At 44.2% G+C, this 15,467-nt stretch carries 16 protein-coding genes; 1 reads left to right on the top strand and 15 read right to left on the bottom strand.

Translation table 11 applies throughout. The features are described from left to right. Nucleotides 1-43: 43 nt before the first annotated feature. The 13 genes from argF to Q0E19_RS04890 all read right to left on the bottom strand — a co-directional run bounded on the left by argF (nt 44) and on the right by Q0E19_RS04890 (nt 12,193). Nucleotides 44-961, bottom strand: coding sequence for an ornithine carbamoyltransferase (gene argF, locus Q0E19_RS04950; RefSeq protein WP_294407943.1), 918 nt, complete (start codon nt 959-961; stop codon nt 44-46). 37 nt (nt 962-998) lie between these two features. Further along, nucleotides 999-2,177 carry an aspartate aminotransferase family protein gene (locus Q0E19_RS04945; protein ID WP_294407942.1) on the bottom strand — a complete coding sequence of 393 codons (1,179 nt, stop codon included), beginning with the start codon at nt 2,175-2,177 and terminating at the stop codon, nt 999-1,001. A 40-nt stretch (nt 2,178-2,217) separates the two neighbouring features. Further along, nucleotides 2,218-2,613: a hypothetical protein gene (locus tag Q0E19_RS04940; RefSeq protein ID WP_294407940.1), complete on the bottom strand. Its 396-nt coding sequence runs from the start codon at nt 2,611-2,613 to the stop codon at nt 2,218-2,220. 218 nt (nt 2,614-2,831) lie between these two features. Beyond that, nucleotides 2,832-3,689, bottom strand: a complete 858-nt coding sequence (argB, locus tag Q0E19_RS04935; protein ID WP_294407939.1) for an acetylglutamate kinase — start codon at nt 3,687-3,689, stop codon at nt 2,832-2,834. 33 nt (nt 3,690-3,722) lie between these two features. Next, on the bottom strand, nt 3,723-4,355 hold the full coding sequence (locus Q0E19_RS04930; protein WP_294407938.1) for a hypothetical protein: 633 nt from the start codon (nt 4,353-4,355) through the stop codon (nt 3,723-3,725). A gap of 23 nt (nt 4,356-4,378) precedes the next feature. Beyond that, entirely contained in the window at nt 4,379-5,665 is a 1,287-nt protein-coding gene (gene argJ, locus Q0E19_RS04925) for a bifunctional ornithine acetyltransferase/N-acetylglutamate synthase (protein ID WP_294407937.1), read from the bottom strand. A gap of 36 nt (nt 5,666-5,701) precedes the next feature. Then, nucleotides 5,702-6,172 (bottom strand): prolyl-tRNA synthetase associated domain-containing protein, encoded by a 471-nt coding sequence (locus Q0E19_RS04920; protein ID WP_294407936.1) that lies wholly within the window; start codon nt 6,170-6,172, stop codon nt 5,702-5,704. Between the two features lie 5 nt (nt 6,173-6,177). Further along, entirely contained in the window at nt 6,178-7,524 is a 1,347-nt protein-coding gene (locus Q0E19_RS04915) for a glycoside hydrolase family 3 N-terminal domain-containing protein (protein WP_294407934.1), read from the bottom strand. A 32-nt stretch (nt 7,525-7,556) separates the two neighbouring features. Beyond that, complete coding sequence (argC, locus tag Q0E19_RS04910; protein WP_294407933.1) at nt 7,557-8,504, bottom strand: N-acetyl-gamma-glutamyl-phosphate reductase; 948 nt, start codon at nt 8,502-8,504, stop codon at nt 7,557-7,559. Nucleotides 8,505-8,533: 29 nt separating this feature from the next. Continuing rightward, the gene (locus Q0E19_RS04905; RefSeq protein ID WP_294407932.1) at nt 8,534-8,989 is read right to left on the bottom strand and encodes a hypothetical protein; all 456 of its coding nucleotides are present in this window, start codon (nt 8,987-8,989) and stop codon (nt 8,534-8,536) included. Between the two features lie 19 nt (nt 8,990-9,008). Then, nucleotides 9,009-10,388, bottom strand: coding sequence for an argininosuccinate lyase (gene argH, locus Q0E19_RS04900; RefSeq protein WP_294407930.1), 1,380 nt, complete (start codon nt 10,386-10,388; stop codon nt 9,009-9,011). Between the two features lie 93 nt (nt 10,389-10,481). Continuing rightward, nucleotides 10,482-10,919: a pentapeptide repeat-containing protein gene (locus Q0E19_RS04895; RefSeq protein ID WP_294407929.1), complete on the bottom strand. Its 438-nt coding sequence runs from the start codon at nt 10,917-10,919 to the stop codon at nt 10,482-10,484. Between the two features lie 41 nt (nt 10,920-10,960). Next, nucleotides 10,961-12,193, bottom strand: coding sequence for an argininosuccinate synthase (locus tag Q0E19_RS04890; RefSeq protein WP_294407928.1), 1,233 nt, complete (start codon nt 12,191-12,193; stop codon nt 10,961-10,963). Between the two features lie 392 nt (nt 12,194-12,585). Here Q0E19_RS04890 and Q0E19_RS04885 point away from each other — a divergent pair, with 392 nt between their 5' ends. After that, nucleotides 12,586-13,158, top strand: coding sequence for a flavin reductase (locus Q0E19_RS04885; protein WP_294407926.1), 573 nt, complete (start codon nt 12,586-12,588; stop codon nt 13,156-13,158). 60 nt (nt 13,159-13,218) lie between these two features. Here Q0E19_RS04885 and Q0E19_RS04880 read toward each other — a convergent pair whose 3' ends face one another. Continuing rightward, nucleotides 13,219-13,851, bottom strand: coding sequence for a helix-turn-helix domain-containing protein (locus Q0E19_RS04880; protein ID WP_294407924.1), 633 nt, complete (start codon nt 13,849-13,851; stop codon nt 13,219-13,221). Nucleotides 13,852-14,041: 190 nt separating this feature from the next. Next, nucleotides 14,042-15,388: a citrate/2-methylcitrate synthase gene (locus tag Q0E19_RS04875; protein ID WP_294407923.1), complete on the bottom strand. Its 1,347-nt coding sequence runs from the start codon at nt 15,386-15,388 to the stop codon at nt 14,042-14,044. Between the last annotated feature and the right edge of the window lie 79 nt (nt 15,389-15,467).

The raw sequence follows: 15,467 nt of genomic DNA, 5'->3' as shown, positions 1-15,467 counted from the left end.
AGCAGGTCATATGATCCGCTGAGGTTTGTTTATATTGTAATTATTATTCCTTGTTGTCTGACATTACCTTGACCATAACAGCCTTCTGAGCGTGAAGTCTGTTTTCAGCCTCTTCAAAGATCTCATTTGCGTGAGCCTCGAATACCTTTTCTGTGATCTCTTCCTCACGGTGTGCAGGCAGGCAGTGCTGAACCATAGCGTCGCTCTTAGCCACAGCCATGATATCATCATTTATCTGATATCCTGCGAAAGCGATCTTTCTCTTTTCAGTTTCAGACTCTTCGCCCATTGAAGTCCATACGTCTGTGAAGAGAACGTCTGCGTCCTTTGCAGCCTCAAGCGGCTTGTCTGTCATAGAGAACTTGTCGCCGTAAGCCTTTGTGAATTCAAGTACCTCAGGGTCAGGCTGATAGTCCTTAGGGCAAGCGATAGAAACTTCCATACCTACTTTAAGACCGCCTACGATGAGTGAGTTAGCCATATTGTTTCCGTCACCGATATAGCACATCTTAAGTCCGTCAAAACGTCCCTTGAACTCTCTTATAGTCATAAGGTCAGCAAGTACCTGACAAGGGTGGCAGAAATCTGTAAGACCGTTGATTATCGGAATAGAACCGTACTCAGCAAGATCCTCAACTTCCTTCTGCTCGAAAGTACGGATCATAATGCCGTCAAGATAGCGTGAAAGAACTCTTGCAGTATCCTGTACAGGCTCGCCTCTGCCGATCTGAAGATCTCTGTTTGAAAGGAACAGAGCCTGACCGCCAAGCTGATACATACCTGTTTCAAAGGAAACTCTTGTTCTTGTTGATGACTTCTGGAATATCATACCCAGAGTCTTGCCTTTAAGAATGTGATGTTCTATGCCGTTCTTGTTTTCATATTTAAGCTGATCGGCAAGATTAAGGATGTCGATGATCTCTTCCTTTGAAAGGTCGAGCATTTTAAGTAAGTGTTTCATAGTAATTTTCCTCCGTAGTTTTATTTTTATGTTATGATTATGCCAGAAGTTTTTTAAGTATCTCTATGCCCTTGTCGATCTCATCATATGTTATGGTGAGCGGCGGGAGAAATCTCAGCTTTGTCTTTGCGGTAAGGATAAGCAGACCGTTTTCAAGACAAGCCTTGCATATATCGCCTGCCTTTTTGGTTTTAAGACGTACACCGATCATAAGACCAAGTCCGTCAACGCCCTCGACCTCAGGTATCTCGCTGAGTTTAGCTCTGAAATACTCAGCCTTTTTATTTACCTCTGCAAGAAATTCAGGCTTTGTCACCTTGTCAAGAACAACGCTGCCGCCTGCGCAGGCAAGAGGATTTCCGCCGAAAGTTGAACCGTGTGTTCCGGGAGTAAGTACACCGTCGCACTTATCGTCCGCAAGACATACACCGATCGGCACACCGCCTGCAAGTCCCTTTGCAAGAGTTGTTATGTTAGGACGTCTGCCGTAGTTTTCACTTGCGAGCATTTTTCCTGTTCTGCCGACGCCAGTCTGAACCTCGTCGCCGATAGTAAGGATATCCCTCTTTTCGCACTCTTCAAAAATTGCGTCAACAAATTCCTGTGTAAGAGGAACTACACCGCCCTCGCCCTGAACGAACTCGAACATAACAGCGCATACCTTGCCGTCGTTTTCGCTGAGCTTTGCTTTCAGATCGTCGATATTGTTAGCCTCAACGTTTACGAAGCCGCCCACAAATGGGAAGAAGTAGTTGTGGAAAACGTCCTGACCCGTTGCGGAAAGTGTGGCAAGAGTTCTGCCGTGGAAGCTGTTTACAAGAGTGATGATGATATTTCTTTCAGCGTCCTTGCCGTACTTGTCAAAGCTGTATTTTCTTGCAAGCTTTATAGCACATTCATTTGCCTCTGCGCCTGAGTTTCCGAAGAACATTTTGCTGTATCCTGTGGCGCTGCAAAGCTTTTCTGCAAATTCAGCCTGTATCTTTGTGTAGTAGTAGTTTGAGGTGTGCTGTATGCTGTGAGCCTGTCTGCATATAGCGTCTACCCAATCGCTGTCGCAGAAACCAAGGCTGTTTACACCGATACCAGAACCGAAATCTATGTATTCTTTGCCGTTCTCATCAACAGCCGTGCGGTTTTCGCCGCTTTCCAGCACGAGATCATAACGTCCGTATGTACCCATAACGTGTTCGTTGAACTGTTCGATAGTGTTCATTTATATCAACTCTTTCTCTAAATAATGTCTTGTGATGTTGTCAGACTTTGTCTTTAAGTAACGCTCCGACGCCGACAGCTTTCATTATGCCGATGAATTTTTTCTCGCCGCCCTCTGTGAAGCCCGACTTTTTCAGCGTGTAATTTTTATCGCACTTTATCTGATAGCTTGCCCCAGCGTCCCTGACTGAGCTTATCTCGGAGTAGTCTATGGTTTTCTCCTCATCAGTATCGCTGCATTTTACAGTGAAAGCATTTTCGTAGAAATCATAGATCCATTCGGTGCTTTCTCCCGTCTGATAAACCTCCCTGCGGTCTTTCTCCAGAAGGTCAATATCTCTTGGTCCACGCTGTGGTAAAAATATCTTGACAAGGTATATAACAGTAAAACAATAAAGTACGATCCTTACAGCTGTCAGACGACCGGAGCCTGGCATGATCGATGCTGCGACAGATGCAGCTGCGAAGATCAAAAAACATATAACCGCAAGCAGCCTATGTTTTAAAACCAAATCCAGTGAAAAATTACTGCGATCCTTTCTTTCAAAGATCGTTACTTTTTCAATGCAGCTCTTATTTGAAAATAATATTTTATCGTTCATTTTCTTCCCCATAATAGTTTATTTTTGTGTTTGTATCTCTTTTATTTAGCTTATTAGGTGAACTGTGTTCCTGCACCCTCGTTTGAAAGCAGCTCGATAAGGATAGAGTGCGGTATTCTTCCGTCAATGATAGATGTCTTTTTAACTCCACGTCTTACCGCCTCAACACAGCAGTCTATCTTTGGTATCATACCGCCGCTGATTATTCCCGTCTTTTTGAGGTAAGGAACTTCGCTGACGTTTACCTGCGGGATAAGTGTTGAGTCATCGTCCTTGTCTTTCAGCAGACCTACTATATCAGTCATAAGGATAAGATTTTCCGCTCTCAGACAAGATGCTATTCTTGCGGCAGCCGTATCAGCGTTGATGTTGTATGACTGTCCGTCCTCGCCTGTGCCGACTGTGGATATTATAGGAACATAGCCGTTGTTGAGTGCGTCAAGGATAGGCTTTGTGGTTATCTTCTTTATCTCGCCAACATAACCATAGTCGATATCGCCGCCCTTTTTCTCAGCAAGTATCATCTGAGCGTCGCAGCCGCAGAGTCCGAGAGCCTTTCCGCCGTGAAGCTGGAGAGCGCATACAAGCTCCTTATTGACCTTTCCGCAAAGCACCATTTTAACGATGTCGATAGTTTCCTGATCGGTGTATCTCAGACCGTTTATGAACTTGCTCTCAATGCCCACTCTTTTGAGCATTGCATTTATCTCAGGACCGCCGCCATGAACTAGAACGACCTTTATGCCTACCTCGCTGAGCAGCACGATGTCGCTCATAACGGCTTCTTTAAGCTCGTTATTGGTCATTGCGTTTCCGCCGTATTTTACAACAACGATCTTATCGTGATATTTCTGTATGTACGGCAGAGCGTCAATAAGTATCTGACTTCTGATTTTGTTGTTGATTTCCATTTTAATTCTTCCTTTATATTGAATTTTGCCGACTTAACGTCCCTGTGCAGCCGCTGCCGCATTGCTGAGAATGTTATAAACAGCCTGCGGGTCGTTTATGTTCGCCAGCACCTCAGTTTCCTCATATCTGTGAGTACCATTTGCGTCTTTTGTCACAATGGTAGTTTCAAAGCTTACTGTCCCCAGATCCATATTCTTTCTGTCCATTACAAAATTAATATTATGCAGAGCAGTAAGTGGTATTGTCTTTGTATTCTTGATGTTTGAAATAATAACGTGGCTTTGGGTTATCTTATAGCGGAACTTTTCATTGCTTCTGGCAAGCATAAAGATACCTATGAAAATGAAAGGCAGTCCGAAAAGTGCAAACAATACACTGCCCATCATTGCAAAGAAAGTCCACACAAGTGAAAATCCCAGCCAGTATATAGCAAATAACTTAGGCACAGCCCCTGCACCCTTTGCGCTCATACCTTCCCATAGGACATCACCGCTGTACTGCTGCTGTGCGCTGCCAGCCGCCTTAGCGTACTTATTATATTCAGCCTGTGCATCGAAATCGTCCGACTTTTCGTCTGACATTTCATCCGGAACACTGCTGCTTTCCTGACCGCTGTAATAGCTGTCAAGTTCGTCCTGAAGATCGTCATGTCTTTTCCCGAACATCATGCTTCTCCCGCTGTATCAAATCAGCTTCTGTAATCTCCGTTTATCTTAACGTAATCATATGTGAGGTCGCAGCCCCATGCGGTAGCCTCGCCGTTTCCGTCGCCTATGGAAACGCTGATAGTTATTTCGTCCTCAAGAAGAACTTTCTTTGCCTCATCTTCTGAGAACTCGATGCCTGCGCCGTTTGTGCAGACGTGTATCGAACCTGCCTTTGAGGAAAGTGAAACGTCTACCTTGTTTATATCAAAGTCAGCGTCAGCATATCCTACTGCGCAGAGTATTCTGCCCCAGTTTGCGTCTGCGCCGAACATTGCACACTTGAAAAGCGGTGAGCATATAACGCTCTTTGCAACTGTGATAGCTGTGTCAAGGTCCTTTGCTCCTGTGACCTTGCATTCCAGCAGCTTTGTTGCGCCCTCGCCGTCCTTTGCAAGCATTTTTGTAATGTTCATCATAACTATGTAAAGTGCTTTTTTGAATACTTCAAAATCATTTCCCTCAGCATTTATCTCAGCATTTTCTGCCAGCCCGTCAGAGAGAAGCACTACCATATCGTTTGTTGACTGATCTCCGTCAACTGAAAGGCAGTTGTATGTTATCTTAACTACCTCGCTCAGTGCTTTCTGGAGCATTTTTGCTGAAACAGCGCAGTCGGTAGTGATAAAGTTCAGCGTGGTAGCCATATTCGGGTGTATCATTCCGCTGCCCTTGCCCATGCCGCCTATGCGGCATATCTTTCCGCCAACTTCAAATTCAACGGCAACTTCTTTCTTCACCGTGTCGGTAGTCATAATTGCTGTTGCAGCCTTTTCATTTCCGTCATATGCAAGACCTGCCGCAAGTTCGCCTATGCAGTTCTCGATAGGCTCGATAGGGAGGATCTGTCCGATAACGCCTGTTGACGCAACCACAACTTCCTCAGGCTTGATGCCGAGCTGACCTGCTGCAAGCTCGCACATTCTCATAGCTTTCTGCTCACCGTCAGCATTGCAGGTGTTTGCGTTCTTTGAGTTCACGATAACAGCCTGTGCTTTTCCGCCTGTCTTTTCAAGGTTAGCCTTTGTAACTGTAACAGGCGCACCCTTAACCTTATTCTGTGTATATACTGCCGCAGCGCTGCACATTACATCAGCCTTGATAAGACCGATATCATTCTTGTGCTTTGCAGCAGGGGAGTCGCTGCCGTCAGTATTTTCTGACTTCTTTATTCCGCAGTAAAGACCGTTAGCCTTAAAGCCCTTAGCTGCGCAAACTCCTCCGTCTATATATTTATAGCCGTCAAACTGAGTCTTTGTGATCTCTTTCATAGTGATCCTGCTCCTTTAAAATTTTATAGGAAATTTTTATACCAGAGCGTAGTCATTGCGCTCATACTTTATAAACTTTATCAAGTCGTCAAATTCAAGTGAAACCGTAGCCGTGTTCGTGTTTGGGTGAAGAAGAACTTTTTTGCCCTCAAGGTCTTTGCTCAGCAAAACCTTTACAGCTGAATTTTCATCATTTATTATCCCCAGCGGAGTTACCCCGCCTGTTTTCAGCTTTAGCATATCCCACAGATCCTGTTCGCCTGCAAAGGAAAGATTTCCGAGTCCGTTTTCTTTTCCCAGTTTTTTAAGATCAGCTCTCTGATCGTCGGGCAGAACGTATAGAAAATACTCATGCTTCTTGTTTTTCAGAAACAGGTTCTTGCAGGCTGTACCGTCTATAAGACCTTTCACAAACTCTGCCTGCTCACAAGTGAACACAGCCTCGTGATCTACCATTTCATACTTTATATCAAGCTTTTCTAAAGTGTCGAATAATTTGTTTTCCATATATATCAGCCTATAAGTCCGTATTCTGCTTTCAGTGTAAGTATACGCTGGATACTTTCGTCAAGTCTTTCCTCGCTGATCGTTCCGCTGTTTACCGCATCAAGAACAGCGTTGTATGCGCTGTCAAGATCGTAAGGTGTAAGCACGATATCAACGCCTGCCGATATTGCCCTCACTGCACTTTCGCCCGAATTGAAACTTGCCGTTACAGATGCGTCAGCCATTGAGTCGGTTATTACAACTCCGTTATAGCCAAGCTCTCCACGCAGCTTGTCGGATATAAGCTCTTTTGACATTGATGCAGGCATACCGTCTTTTGTTGCCTTTGGTGCGGTGATGTGACCTGCCATTATCATATCGGTCTGCTTTATCGCCTCAGTGAAAGGTATCATATCGCATTCCATAAGCTCTACCCAGTTCTTTGAGGTGCTTGCCATTACTCCGTTTATTCCGCCGCTTACGTCGCCGAAACCGGGGTAATGCTTTACCGCTGTCATAATATTTTTAGAATGGAGACCCTTTATCTCCGCTGTCACCATTTTTGAAACTATCTCAGGCTTTGAGGAGAATGAGCGGTCGCCGATTATCTGATTTTCTGCATTTGAGTAAACGTCAGCAACAGGAGCAAAATTCAGATTGAAACCGAGATCTGAAAGATATGTACCGATAGTAGTTCCGACCTTTTTCGCCTGATCTGTGTCCTCCGTTTTGCCAACGGCAGCCATGCTCTCGAAAGTTTTCAGCTTAAGATCCTCATTTGAGGCAAGAGTGCTGGTGCGTCCGCCCTCTTCATCAACTCCCACAAAAAGTGTGATGTCACTTTCTTTCTGCAGATCCTTAATGAGTGATTTCAGCTGATCCTTTGACTCAACGTTTTTCTCATAGACCACAACACCGCCAACGTGGTATTTGTCTATGCTTTGTTTCATTATATCGTCAACGAATGTAACGCCTGCTGCGTCATCATCATTGACTGTATCAGCAGAGAAGTCTGATTCAAGTGCGTCTGCACGGACGATAAACAGCTGACCGACCTTTTCTTCCACGGTCATATCCTTCATTGTGCTGTTTACAGCCTTCTCGATCTTCTCCTGCTTTTCTTTTTCCTTCTTCTCTTTTTCTATCTCTTCTTCAGACTTCTCTTTAGTGGAAGAGCTTTCGTCAGCCGAACTGTCCTGATCAAAAGCGCTTTCATCTGTGTCGGAAGAATCATCAAAGCTTTCAGTATCGCTGTTATAGCGCTGCTGATCTTTTCTTGTAATAGTTGTGGGGTCGGGTCTTCCTACCGTTCCGCAGGAGGACAGCGCCAGAATTGCTGTGATCGCAGCCGCAGCTATTATTTTTCTTTTCATATTTTCATACGTCTTTCCCTTATTTAATAAATTTATTCCAGACCTGTCGCCTCGTCGATACCGAGCATAATGTTCATACTCTGTACGGCTGCGCCGCTTGCGCCCTTGCCGAGGTTGTCAAATCTTGAACAAAGCAGTATCCTGTCATCATTTCCCGTAACGAAGATCTGCATATTATTGGTGTCTGCAAGTGTGTTTGCCGCAAGGAAACCGTCGGGCAGCGTTTCAGTTCCGCCCAGCTCCATTACCTTTACGAAATGCTGACCCGCATAGTGTGCGCTCATTATCTCGTGGATATCGGCAGGAGTATATTTCTTTGTCAGACATCTTGTGATAAGCGGTACGGAAACTACCATTCCGCTGAAATAATCGTCAACGATAGGGTTGAACATAGGCGCATATTTAAGTCCGCATACCTTCTGCATCTCAGGGAGGTGCTTGTGTGTCTGACCGAGAGCATACTGTCTTGGAGAATACATCTCCTTTGTCTTGTCGCTGCTTTCCATTACTGCGATAGCCTTGTTTCCTGCACCGCTGTAACCCGAAACCGCATGACAGGTGATAGGGTAGTCCTCAGGGAGAACTCCAGCCTGAACCAGCGGGTAAACAAGTGAGATAAATCCGCTTGCATAGCAGCCCGGATTAGCAACTCTTTTTGAATTTCTTATATTCTCTCTATGCTTTTCCGAAAGCTCAGGGAAACCGTAATCCCAGTCGGGAGATGTTCTGTGAGCTGTCGAAGCATCGATTATCCTTACATCAGGGTTTGTGCAGAGCGCAGCTGCCTCTCTTGCAGCGTCGTCAGGCAGACAAAGGAAAACTATATCTGCGCTGTTGATAAGTCTTGCTCGCTCATTTACGTCCTTACGCTTATCTTCATCTATAAGAAGTATTTCTATATCGTCACGGCTGCCAAGTCTTTCGTATATTTTAAGACCTGTTGTGCCTGCTTTTCCGTCTATAAATACTTTTTTCTTCATTTTACAAGTTCATTCCTTTCCTGTTCAGCTCAGGGTCTGCGCTGTTTCTTGCTGCGCTTCCTGTTCTGATCTTCCTGCGGCTTGCTGTTAAGTATCCCCGTGTACGGCTTATCCTCGCCAAGCTTATGCATACGTCTGCGTTCCTTTTCAGCCTTTATAGCGTCATTGTCCGCAAAGCAGCTGCCTATCCCGCAGCCGAAAACAAGGCAGAGTATAGTGCATACGATTATGTTGGGCGAGATAGCGTTAAATCCGCTGACAAGAAAATATTCCGCCGTTACGGCAGCAATGACCGCCGCATAAAAGTACCACAGCAGACCATGCCTTTTCGCCAGCCTGTAAAATATAACAAGTGAAACTATGGGGTATATCAGTCCGAAGGAAATAAACAGCATGAATACGCTCACCAGTATCTTATCCGATAGCACGAAAAGTATATTCGCTGCTGCCGCCCACAATATCAGCGTGTATACCGCCGATTTCACGGGACTTTCCTTTATTCCGTTAAATATTTGCCTTAGTTTTGACATATTCGATCTGAGCCTTTACAGATTCAGGAGCAGGACCGCCTGCCGCCTTTCTCTGCATTACGCAGGTTTCAAGGCTGATAGCCTCATAAACGTCCTCATCAAAGTTTTCTGTCAGCTTCTTGTACTCTTCGATAGGGAGAGTTTCAAGTGTGCAGCCCTTTTCGATACAGGTGTGAACGAGTGTGCCTGTTATCTTGTAAGCATCTCTGAAAGGCATACCCTTCTTAACGAGGTAGTCTGCACAGTCGGTAGCATTTATAAATCCCTTAGCTGCTGCGGCTCTCATATTTTCAGGTATAACTGTCATAGTCGCAAGCATAGGATCAAAGGTCTTAAGGCAAAGCTTTACTGTGTCGATAGCGTCAAAAATTGCCTCCTTATCCTCCTGCATATCCTTGTTGTATGCAAGCGGTATACCCTTCATCATTACGAGCAGGGTATTGAGGTCGCCGTAAACTCTGCCCGTCTTTCCTCTGATAAGTTCTGTAACGTCAGGGTTTTTCTTCTGCGGCATGATAGAAGAGCCTGTTGCATAAGCGTCGTCAAGCTCGATGAATTTGAATTCCCATGAACACCACATAATGATCTCTTCAGAAAATCTTGAAAGGTGCATCATAAGAATGGATATTGCAGACGCAAGTTCGATGCAGAAATCTCTGTCCGAAACGCCGTCCAGTGAATTCTGTGTTATCTCGTCAAATCCGAGAAGATCGCATACTCTCTGTCTGTTGATAGGGTAGGTGGTAGACGCAAGCGCACCGCTTCCAAGAGGCATAATGTTCGTTCTCTTGTAACAGTCCTCAAGTCTGCCAAGATCCCTCAGCAGCATATTTGCATACGCCATAAGGTGATGTGCGAATGTGATAGGCTGCGCTCTCTGCATATGAGTATATCCCGGCATAACAGTTGTAAGATTTTTCTCGGCGAGAGAAACGATAGTAGCCTCCAGCTTTTTAACAAGCCCGATTATTTCAACGATCTCAACTTTAAGGTTCATTCTCACGTCAAGAGCGACCTGATCGTTTCTTGATCTTGCTGTGTGAAGTCTTTTTCCTGTGTCGCCAAGTCTGGCGGTAAGTTCAGCCTCAACGAACATATGAACGTCCTCGGCTGTCGGGTCAAACTGAAGCTTTCCGCTGTCGATATCTGCAAGAATGCCTTTAAGTCCCGCAACGATCTTCTTGCTTTCTTCAAGGTCGATTATACCGCATTCGCCCAGCATAGTTGCGTGTGCGACTGAGCCTTCGATATCCTGTCGGTACATTCTTGCATCAAAGGAAATAGACGAATTGAAATCATTTACTCTCTCATCAACTTCCTTTGTAAATCTTCCTGCCCACATTTTGCCTGCCATTTTTATACCACCTTACTTATAATTATATAAATATGTATGGGCAAAATAACCCCGTTAAGGATTATCCTGCCCGTATACATAATTTAAGTTTCGTTATGACTGTTCTTTCTCATGCTGCTCCAGCAGCTTCTGAATGTCAACGCCGTTGATCTTAAGACCGTCGATCTTGCAATCGTTGATCTCAACACCTGAAAGATCGCAGTGAACGAACTGCGAATTTTTAAGGTCAGGGTTTTTGAATTCAACATTGTTCATTATCGAGCAGCCGAAGCGTGAACCGCTGATGTTTACTCCAAGAAATCTTGAATTTACCATGTACATATCAGTGAATACGCCCTGCTGCATACTGATGTTGTCAAAATTGACCTCGTCCATGTTTACGTCCTCGAAGTTTGCGCCCTTGAGGTTTACGTTGTTGAACTTAGCGCCGCCGAGGTTAACGTCCTCGAAAGAGGAGTTCGGCAGGCTGTCGTATGAGATCTCAACCTTTTTATCAAAGCCCTGCTCAAAAATATCGTTCATATCTGACATATCAAAAACCTCCCAACATAAATCTGATTACTTTATGACGCTTACTTGCCTGCGTTTCTCTTCTGCTCGAGCTTAGCTCTTACCTTGATCGGCAGACCGAACAGATTGATGAATCCGGCTGAATCAGCCTGATTGTAAACATCGTCCTCATCGAATGTAGCAACTTCCTCATCATAGAGTGTGTATGGTGAAGTAACGCCTGCGTTGATGATGTTGCCCTTATAGAGCTTAAGCTTTACATCGCCGGTAACAGTCTTCTGTGTTTCTGTTACGAATGCGCTGAGAGCCTCTCTGAGAGGAGTGAACCACTGACCGTTGTAAACAATGTCAGCAAACTTGATCGAGAGGTACTGCTTGATCCTTGATGTTTCCTTATCAAGTGTGATAGTTTCAAGAATTTCGTGAGCCTTGTAAAGGATGGTTCCGCCAGGAGTTTCATAAACGCCTCTTGACTTCATACCAACGAGTCTGTTCTCAACGAGGTCAGCAAGTCCGATACCGTTTGCGCCGCCGAGTTCGTTCAGCTTAGCAACAAGCTCCTTGCCGTTCATCTTAACACCGTCGATAGAAGTAGGGATACCCTGCTCAAAGTGGATAGTGATGTAAGTAGGCTTGTCAGGAGCCATGATAGGTGAAACGCCCATTTCAAGGAAGCCGGGCTTTTCATACTGCGGCTCGTTTGCAGGATCCTCAAGGTCAAGACCTTCGTGTGAAAGGTGCCAGAGGTTCTTATCCTTTGAATAGTTTGTTTCTCTGTTTATCTTAAGAGGAATGTTGTGTGCCTCTGCATACTCGATCTCCTGCTCTCTTGACTTAAGATCCCAGATCCTCCAAGGAGCGATTATCTGCATATCAGGAGCGAAAGCCTTGATAGCAAGCTCAAATCTTACCTGGTCGTTGCCCTTGCCTGTGCAGCCGTGGCAGATAGCGTCAGCGCCTTCCTTGATAGCGATCTCTGCGATCCTCTTTGCAATGATAGGACGAGCGAATGAAGTACCGAGGAGATACTGATTTTCATAAACAGCGCCTGCCTGAACGGTAGGGTAAACATAATCCTCGATGAACTCTTCTGTAAGATCCTCGATGTAGAGCTTTGAAGCGCCTGTCTTGATAGCCTTTTCTTCAAGTCCGTCAAGCTCTGTGCCCTGTCCTACGTCGCCTGAAACTGCAATAACTTCGCAGTTGTTGTAGTTTTCCTTAAGCCACGGAATAATGATAGAAGTATCAAGTCCGCCTGAATAAGCAAGTACAACCTTTTTGATTTCTTTTGCCATGATCTATTCCTCCAATTAGTGAAATTCTTGTATAAAGGTTTTTTAATACATCAGATATTTATATTATACACCTTTATACGGTATTGTCAAGGGCTTTTTGCATAAAATTTTATGATTATACATCAAAGTCAGCCAAATAGTGCATAAAATCATATAATATGCATTAAAATATACATTTTATACATACACACCGATTATGACCGAAACAAACCCCCGTTTGTGCTGAAAAATACAATCAGAGCCTTTACCAATACTTACTGACATTATACCACAAAAAAAGCAAAAAAGCAACCGCAAAAAGATTGCATTTTTTAAATTTTTGGAGTATAATTATAAATATATTGATGATATCATCATCGGTATAATGCAGCATACAGAAAGGCGGTAATCAAATGAATGATAAAATGAAAGAACTGGGATATACGGAAGTTTCTCCAAGCATACTGGACACCCTTGACTTCAATCCATACAAGAGGATAGGCAAGGACTGGTTCCTTGTAACAGCAGGAAATGAAAGCGGCTGGAACACTATGACAGCATCATGGGGCTTTGCAGGCGTAATGTGGGGAAAGAACACATTCACCACAGTTATCAGACCACAGAGATACACAAAGGGATTTATCGACAAGGCTGAATATTTCACTATCTGTTTCTTCGGCGAGGAGGAGAGGAAGGCTCTCTCATTCTGCGGCTCACACAGCGGAAAGGACTGCGATAAGGCAAAGGAAACAGGACTTTCTCCTGTATTCATCTCCGATAACAGCAGCGCATATGACAATGAATACAGCTTTGATGTAACTGCTTTCGAGCAGGCAAAGCTGGTGCTTGTGTGCAAAAAGGCATATGTTCAGGAAATGAAGCCTGAGTGCTTTGTCGGCACAGCAAATGATGAAAAGTGGTATCCTCAAAAGGATTATCATTTCCAGTATATCGGCGAGATAGTAAAGGCATATACAAAAGAGTAAATTTATTTCTGAAAAAGAAAGACCTGAGCGGGAAATTTCTCCGTTCAGGTCTTTTTCTGTTTATCTTGTCAGTACCTTTTTGTGGTATCCCTTCTTTGAACAGTGAGGGCATTTCATTTTTCTGTCCCTGCCTATGTGGGGAGCGAATACGACTGCCTGCATGGACGGAACATACTTTGCGTGACAGTTCGGACACTCATAGTAGCCTGCGTCATGTTCAAGCCTAAGAGCATATACAATGCCCACAATGAATATTATTGCCGCAAGTATAATAAGCACTATCTGCCACAACAGAGATCTTACCGCCAGAGCCGCTGTGAATATCATAATAAGGAAAGCCGCCGTAGATATAGCTCCTATGACAATTTCCAGCGAGAGCAGCTTTTTGTTGTTGAGTATCTCCTGTTGCTGAAGTTTCAGCAGATTTTCCTCTGCTTTTTCTTTATAATTTTCCATACTGATCTTTTCCCCTGTCAGGAGTTCGTTGACTGTGATGTTCAGTATACTGCAAAGCTCCAGCATTATGGAAACGTCGGGCATACTTTTTCCGTTTTCCCATTTTGAAACTGCACGGTCGGTTATGCCGAGCTTTTCTCCAAGAGCCGCCTGAGTATAGCCTGCGTCTTTTCGGCAGGCTGAAATGAATTTTCCGATTTTTAACTGATCCATAAAATATCCTTTCTCCTGATACATGAGAGGACCTCCTTTCTGAACTCACTATAACATAAGCCGTTCAGAAAAACAACATACTGTCGGTTGAGTCTGCATTTTATCTCCATTTTGTCGGCTCAACCGGCGGTAGAATACGCTGAAAGGCTGCTTTTGACGCATATCATCAAAAGCAGCCTCATTAATTCCTGTTTAATTTTTATCTTTAAAATTATTATCTCTCGTCAAGTGGGATATACTTCTTTTCCCCTGCGATAGCCTTGTATGCAGGACGGATTATCCTCTTGCCTGTAACAAGCTCTTCAAATCTGTGAGCGCACCAGCCAGGCATTCTTGATACAGCGAACATAGGTGTGAACAGATCCTCAGGTATGCCAAGCATTCTGTATACAAATCCTGAGTACATATCAACGTTTGCGCACATTACCTTGTCGCTGCCCTTTACCTTGTAGAAAAGTTCAGGAGTAAGTCTTTCGATAGTTTCAAGCAGACGGTATTCCTTTTCATACTCTGTACCCTCAGCCATTTTCTTTGCGCTTTCCTTAAGAATAACTGCTCTTGGGTCGGAAAGGGTGTAAACTGCGTGTCCCATACCGTAGATAAGACCTGAATGGTCGAAAGCTTCCTTGTTGAGTATCTTTATCATAAAGTCTGCGACCTGACCTTCATCGTCCCAGTCAGCAACATTATCTCTTATGCACTTCTGCATAGCTGCGACCTTGAGGTTAGCACCGCCGTGACGAGGTCCTTTAAGAGAACCGATAGCAGCGGAGTATGCAGAATACGGATCTGTCCCCGAAGATGTAAGAACACGGCAGGTAAATGTAGAGTTGTTACCGCCGCCATGCTCAGCGTGGAGCATCATAAGGATATCGAGGAGCTTTGCTTCCTTATCGGTAAACTTTCTGTCAGGTCTTATAGCCGCAAGGATCATTTCAGCTGTTGAGTGCTTAGGATCGAGCGGGTGCATGAAAAGGCTTTCGCCGTCGAAAGTTCTCTTCTTTACCTGATAAGCCGCAGTCATAATGTTAGGCAGCTTTGATATAATGGAAATAGCGGTAGCCATTTCATATTCAGGTGAGCGGTTCTCAGGGTTATCGTCATAGGAATAAAGCGCAAGCATTGCTCTTGCCATTTTGTTCATTATGTTCTTTGACGGAGCTTTAAGGATCATATCCTCAAAGAAGTTGTCAGGAAGAGGTCTGTTTTCTGCGATCATCGTGCGGAAAACTTCAAGCTCGTCCTTGTTAGGGAGATCGCCCATAAGAAGAAGATAAACTATCTCCTCAAAACCGAAACGATCTTCCTTTATAGCATTTTCAACAAGATCGTTTATGTTGTATCCACGATAGATAAGCTGACCATGGATAGGAGCTTTTTCACCCTCGTTTACAACGTATCCGTGTACGTTACATATATTAGTAAGACCTGCCATAACACCGGTGCCATCGGCGTTTCTCAGACCTCTTTTAACGTTATATCTTTCGTAATATTTAGAATCTATTGTATTATTTGCAATAAAGCGTTCGCAAAGCAGATCTCTTGCGGAATTATTCATCATATAACAAGACCCTCTTTCATAAGTTTTATAAGACTATTCATATATTATAACGTTTTTTTTGCAATTTGTCAAGGACTAA

It is taken from the genome of uncultured Ruminococcus sp. (genome assembly GCF_934476685.1).
GTDB lineage: Bacteria > Bacillota > Clostridia > Oscillospirales > Ruminococcaceae > Hominimerdicola.
Note: the sequence above shows the minus strand (reverse complement) of the source record. Positions and strands in the feature narration are given on the sequence as shown.